Annotated in this window: 5 protein-coding genes; all 5 read left to right on the forward strand. The window is 40.5% G+C overall.

Annotation, left to right across the window (positions count from 1 at the left end; all coding sequences use genetic code 11):
- The first annotated feature begins 270 nt into the window (after nucleotides 1-270).
- The 5 genes from K8S13_RS19415 to K8S13_RS19435 are packed head-to-tail and all read left to right on the forward strand — an operon-like array spanning nucleotide 271 to nucleotide 6783.
- On the forward strand, nucleotides 271-2229 hold the full coding sequence (locus tag K8S13_RS19415; RefSeq protein ID WP_291465152.1) for a proton-conducting transporter membrane subunit: 1959 nt from the start codon (nucleotides 271-273) through the stop codon (nucleotides 2227-2229).
- Nucleotides 2230-2251: 22 nt separating this feature from the next.
- Complete coding sequence (locus K8S13_RS19420) at nucleotides 2252-3169, forward strand: NADH-quinone oxidoreductase subunit H (protein WP_291465154.1); 918 nt, start codon at nucleotides 2252-2254, stop codon at nucleotides 3167-3169.
- A complete protein-coding gene (locus K8S13_RS19425) occupies nucleotides 3169-3813 on the forward strand; it encodes an NADH-quinone oxidoreductase subunit K (protein ID WP_291465156.1) in 645 nt (214 codons plus the stop codon). Before K8S13_RS19420 ends, K8S13_RS19425 begins: the two co-directional genes overlap by 1 nt.
- 10 nt (nucleotides 3814-3823) lie before the next feature.
- Complete coding sequence (locus K8S13_RS19430; RefSeq protein ID WP_291465158.1) at nucleotides 3824-5275, forward strand: proton-conducting transporter membrane subunit; 1452 nt, start codon at nucleotides 3824-3826, stop codon at nucleotides 5273-5275.
- Nucleotides 5275-6783 (forward strand): hydrogenase, encoded by a 1509-nt coding sequence (locus K8S13_RS19435; RefSeq protein ID WP_291465160.1) that lies wholly within the window; start codon nucleotides 5275-5277, stop codon nucleotides 6781-6783. The genes K8S13_RS19430 and K8S13_RS19435 overlap by 1 nt, the downstream gene beginning before the upstream one ends.
- Nucleotides 6784-6785 lie beyond the last annotated feature (2 nt).

Here is a 6785-nt window from a genome sequence, read left to right on the forward strand (position 1 = left end):
ACGCATATGGTATTGATACCGTACGGAATCCACTTTGGTCAGCTTACTGGCATGTTGACCGACACGATAAGGTGGTCAAAGATTTTTTACGTCTTGGCTTTAAGACCGGTGATACCATCGGCATAGATATTGACGCTGAAGACCGGCCCATCATTTCCCGGCATTAATACCCAGCAAGAATATTCTCTTGACAAAAAACAAGTTCTACTTTAGTAAAAACAGACTTTATCTGTAAAAAAAATATAGAAATAAACAAAGAATGGGGAGTTTATGAGTCAATTTTTTACATCAATACTGATAATATTATTTGGAGGTTTTTTATCTCTTGTTTTAGCACGGCAATTTAAATTAATGAAAATTATTGCAGTTTTTTTGCTAAGTGCCGTTGGTCTTTGGGGGTTAATCGATGCTGTGACAAAACTTGTGCAGACAGGCAGTGAGACAGCATCCTTTAAATATCTGAACATTTTTTCACTTTCATTTCAAATTGATGGACTGTCTGCATTTTTCCTTGTGGCCATTTTTACTGTTTGTCTCCTTGCTGCTATTTACAGTTTCCATTATATGGACCATTCTGAAAAAAGAGTGAGGATTGCTGTTCACTATTTTTTCTTCAGTATCCTGATTGTCTCCATGGCATTGGTTGTAACCGCAGCAAATATCATTACATTCATGCTTTCCTGGGAAATCATGTCTCTATCCTCCTTTTTTCTTGTCATTTACGATTACGAATCTTCTGAAAATCGAAGGGCAGGTTACCTGTATTTTATTTTTTCCCATGTAGGAGCCATGTTCATATTTGCAGCATTTGGAATTATTTACGGTTATACCGGCAGCTTTGGATTTGGCGCTGTGGATTCCATCCCCCAAACTGCAAAAATTGTGATATTCATCTTTTCTTTTATTGGTTTTGGTTCAAAAGCAGGTGTATTTCCTTTTCATGTCTGGTTACCCCATGCCCATCCCGCTGCCCCCAGCCATATTTCCGCCGTTATGTCCGGCGTAATGATTAAAACCGGTATTTACGGCATTGTTAAAATGTATACATTACTGAATTTTCACACGCCTCTTTTCGGGACTATTGTCCTTGTTGCAGGAGTGGTTTCAGGTATCCTTGGGATTGTTTATGCACTGGGGCAACAGGACCTCAAACGATTACTGGCCTATTCCAGTGTCGAAAATATTGGCATTATTTTAATCGGATTAGGCATTGGAATGATCGGCGTTTCATCCGGGAATCCTTTGATGGCGGTTCTTGGCTTTACAGGAGCATTTCTTCACGTTCTCAATCATTCTATTTTCAAGTCACTCCTCTTCATGGGGGCTGGAATGGTTCTTCATAAAACCGGAACCCGTTCCATTGATGCTCTGGGTGGATTGCTAAAAAATATGAAAATTACCGGAGGCGCCTTTATCATTGGCTCCCTGGCCATTTGTGGACTTCCGCCCTGTAACGGATTTGTAGGGGAATTTTTTATATATATCGGTGGATTTAAAGGCGTAGCTCTTGATACATCCGCCTTTGTCATGAGTTGTTTTGCTATTATCAGCCTTGCCGTTATAGGTGGGTTGGCATTGGCCTGCTTTACAAAGGTAATCGGTATTGCCTTTCAAGGTGAACCCAGAACCAAAGCAGCGGTTAACGTAAATGAAAAAGGCCCGACCATGCTTTTATCCATGTTGATTCTTGCCGGTGCCTGTGTTTTGACAGGGCTATTTCCAAATCTTATTATTCACATGCCCCTTAGAGCCGTATCCGCTTTAGGACTGGAATATGGCCATATTTCTCTTGCGCCATTTGAGCAGATGACAGGGAATATTACGCTTGCTGCAACTATTTTTCTTATCTCTTTATTGTTTGTTATCGTAACTCGGTGGCTTTTGTATAGAGGGAAAACCATCACAAAATCCGGAACATGGGGATGTGGTTTTACACAGCCAACAGTTAAAATGCAGTATACCGGGTCTTCATATGCATCTTTCATACTTGATTTTTTCAGACCTGCTGCACCATTAGAAGAAGATCATCCGGCAATTAAAGGTCGCTTTCCTTTAAAGACGTATTACACAAGTCATGTAAGTGATATTGCAGAACTTCACATGAGAGGAGTCATCGTTAATCCGGTGCTGTTTTTATTTGATAAATTAAGATGGATTCAGCACGGTGATATTCATCTTTATATCGGTTATATTTTACTGGCTATAATATTGTTATTATTTTTTATATAAAACAAACAAATGGGAAGACTTTATGATTGAATCCATTATTCTCTGGCTTCTTGCAATTTTAACAGCGCCTTTTTTTTCAGCCATTATGTTTAAAGTAAAGGCTTTTTTCGGAGGAAGAAAAGGCTCACCCCTGCTGATCAATTATTACACTCTGATCAAGCTTTTTAAAAAGGGATCTGTTTATAGTACCAGTACCACCGCTGTTTTTAAACTTGGGCCCATCATTTCATTTGCATCTGCCATCACCGTGCTCATGTTTTTGCCCATTGCAGGACACAAGCCGATTTTTTCCTTTAACGGAGATATTATCTTGGTTTTATATTTAATGGGACTTGGCCGTTTCTTTACGATTGCAGCAGCCATGGATACAGCCTCTCCCTTTGAAGGCATGGGAGCTGCAAGAGAAGCCTATTTCCCGATTATCTGTGAAGCTGCCATGTTTATGATTTTAATTTTTTTCTATCGGTTGACCGGAGATTTGCAGCTGTCAGATTATTTTGCAGGGGACAATACCCTTGTGCTGTGGAATTCAGGCGGTGCCCCTTTACTGTTTATAGTGATTTCCCTTTTTATTATTCTGTTGACGGAAAATTCAAGGGTTCCTGTTGATGATCCTGCCACACATCTGGAACTGACTATGATTCATGAAGTCATGGTTTTAGATCACAGCGGACCTGATTTTGGACTCATTGAACTGGGGTCATTCTGTAAGCTCTTTTTCTATTCAACGATTGTTTCAAGGCTGATTTTACCGTTTGATTTCGGATTTCCCGCCATTGGATATTTTATTTTTATTATAGGGCTTATCATCGTATATGTGGCTGTGGGTGTTACGGAATCCGTCATCGCCCGTTACAGAATGGATAAGGTGCCGCAATTTGTTCTGACATCATTTGCCCTGGCCTTTTTTGCAACCATTATCACTTTGGAGTTTATCTAATGATACTACACCCGGTTGATACCATCTTGTCACTTGTACTGCTCTCTGTTTTATTTTCCTTTGGGTCCAGCCGGCTCCCGGGGCTAATAAAGGTACTTGCGTTTCAAGGCATAGTCGTGTCTATGGTTCCATTTTTTATTGGTCACGATATGAATGCCGGTGGAATTGTCTTTACCTTTGTAACATTATTAATCAGGGGCATTATTATTCCAATGAGCATTTTTATCGCCATAAAAAAGGTGGCCATAAAAAGAGAGGTAGAACCCATTATCGGGTATCACGCTTCCATACTATGCGGCCTTGGATTAATCGTTGCCGCAACATACATCAGCCGGCAGTTGAATATTGTGTCCATCAGTGACTATAAGCTCTTATTTCCTACAGCCATAGCGCTTCTGGTTTCAGGAATGTTTCTCTTAATGGCAAGAAGAAATGCCATTGCCATGGTATTGGGTTACATCATGATGGAAAATGGTATTTATCTTGTGGGAACAACAATTTCTATTCGTGCCCGTCATATTGTTGAATTCGGGATTTTGCTGGATGTGCTTGCCGGCGTTATGATAATGGCCATCATACTTCAAAACATCAAACGAACGTTTGATGATGTTGATACTGCTCATTTAAGAACATTAAAGGAATAGGTATTATTTCATGGTAGAAATCGTTTTTCTGACGCCTTTTATAACCGGCATTATTGCTTTTTTTCTTCCAAAAGCGATCAGCCGTCAACTTTTAGTAGCAACTGGAGCAATTCATCTTTTTCTTTCACTCCTTCTTTGGAAAAATAGACCGGCAGCAATTTTTGAAAGCTATTTTTCCGTGACATCCGAAGGGTTGTTATCGCTTTTGGTAATTTCATTATTATTTTTTTTGATTTCCATATATACTATTGCCTATCTTAAAGAAAGTGAGATACAGAAAGAAAATATTTTTACAGGATCCATGATCCTGTTTTTATCCACCATGACCATGGTAACACTTTCCGATCATATCATGGTAATGTGGATCGCTATTGAAGCCACAACCCTTGCCAGTGCACCGCTGATCTATACCCACAGATCTGCGGCATCCCTTGAAGCTACCTGGAAATATGTCCTCATATGTTCGGTTGGTATTGCCATGGCGCTTCTGGGATCAGTCTTTATTACCCTGGCCATGGACATTGGTAACGTTGATGCACCGCTTTCTTTTTCAGCGCTGACAATGGTCGCAGGAGAGCTTGATCCCATGTGGCTTAAAGCCGGGTTTGTATTCATACTTGTGGGATATGGGACAAAAATGGGCCTTGCCCCCATGCACACGTGGCTTCCGGATGCCCATAGCGAAGCGCCAAGTCCTGCCTCGGCACTACTATCCGGCGTGCTGTTGAACTGTGCTTATCTGGGTATTTTTAAGACTAATAAAATTATGCATGCAGCAGGGCTGAATGATTTTTCCGGTACGATTCTTATTGTTTTTGGTTTGATGTCCATTCTGGCAGCAGCCACTTTTATTCTTAAACAAAACGAATATAAAAGAATGCTCGCTTATTCAAGTATAGAGAATATGGGAATCATAGCCTTTGGAACAGGAATTGGTGGTATCGGTGTATATGGCGCCATGATATGCATGATTCACCACAGCCTGATCAAATCTTCTCTGTTTTTGTCATCCGGAAATATTTTGCTGGGGTATGGGAATAGATTTATTGAAAATACCGGGGATATGGTAAAGTGCCTGCCCAAAACATTTATAGCTTTTTTTGCCGGATTTGCCGGTATTTCAGGGTTCCCTCCTTTTGGAATTTTTATTGGAGAAATGTTTATTATTGTGGGTGCATTTAAAACGGGTCACTATGTGGCAGCCGGTATCTTTATTGCAACCCTTTGTGTTATTTTTGCCGGATTTGCCAACCAGGTAATGAAAATTTCCTTTAGTGACTTTAAAAAAAGTGATTTCAATAAAGGCGATTCAAATAAAACACTTGGTTTCAAAGAAAGGGCCAGTATGGTCTGGCCACAATATATATTGCTCTTAACATCCCTGGTATTATGCTTTTACATGCCGGATACATTATATCAAACCATAATTGATGCAGTGACTGCCCTGGGCGGAGGACTTTAATGACTAACGCTTTTTTAGAAGTTTCAAATGGTGAGAAACTAGCACGGGAAAAAATTCCTCATCTTTCCTTTGATGAATTTCACAAGACAGCTCTTTCCATTGTGGAAGATGGAGGAAAGGTTGTTCAGTTTTTTGCCTATAAGGATGATGATGCCATTAAATTCATGGCTGTTTTAAGAACGGATAAACTCCTTGTCGTCGGCTGTGATGCACCAGATTCTTATCCTTGTTTCAGTAAAACATGTGAACCTTTTCACATGTTTGAAAGGGAAATTGCCGAACAATTCGGTATACGGTCAGAGGGTCATCCCTGGCTGAAAATGTTCAGATATCATGCTAACAACAGGGATGTTCCTGATATTTTTGAAAACGATTACAAACAAGATATCCCTGGCAATTATGATTATTACCAGGTAGACGGTGATGAAATTCATGAAGTTGCCGTAGGACCGGTTCATGCAGGCGTTATAGAACCCGGTCATTTCAGATTTAACTGTATTGGTGAGCGAGTGCTTCACCTGGAAATACAGCTGGGATACCAGCACAGAGGCGTAGAAAATCTTTTCTTAAACGTTCAAGCAAAGAGATTGCCCATCCTTGCTGAAAATATTGCAGGGGATACCACCATCGGTCACAGTCTGTGCATGGCACAGGCGGTTGAGGCGCTTACATCAATTACACCTGACAAAGGTGCTCAAATTATTCGAACCATAGCTTTGGAACTGGAACGTCTTGCCAATCATATTGGTGATCTTGGGGCATTAAGCGGTGATGTGGCCTTTTTGCCGCCGGCCAATTATTTTGGACGTATTAGAGGAGATTTTTTAAATCTGGCGCTTCTTATATGTGGGAATAGATTTGGGAAAGGATTGGTACGACCCGGAGGAGTTCGTTTTTCGCTGGCCGATGATATTCGAAAAACCCTTGATGAACGCCTCAAAGAATTAAAACCCCAGGTGGAACATGTTCTTGACCTCCTTTTTTCCGCTTCAACTGTAAGAGCCCGTTTTGAAGACTGCGGTATTGTCAGTACAGATGATGCTGAAAAATTAGGACTGGTAGGACCGGCAGGTCGGGCAAGCGGAATCGGGTATGATGTTAGACGAGAATTTTCCACAGAGCATTATTCCAACATTGATATTCCTGAAAATAAAAAACCCACAGGCGATGTATATGACCGTGCAAGAGTAAGGTATGATGAGATACTGCAATCAATTCATATTATTCAATCTTTGATTAATGCACCGGTTGAAACTCAATGTGTGGATAACAGCAATTTTAATCTGGCGCCTTCTTCATTCGTGGTAACCGTTAATGAGGCATGGCGGGGAGAAGTTTCCCATGCAATTTTGACAGACAAAAATGGGAAAATACTTCGGTACAAAGTCAAGGACCCTTCTTTTCACAACTGGAACGGTCTTGCAATGTCTTTACGGGATACAGGCATATCGGATTTTCCTTTGAATAATAAAAGTTTTAATCTTTCTTATTGTGGATTTGATCTTTAATA

The sequence above is a fragment of the Desulfobacula sp. genome, from assembly GCF_021107415.1.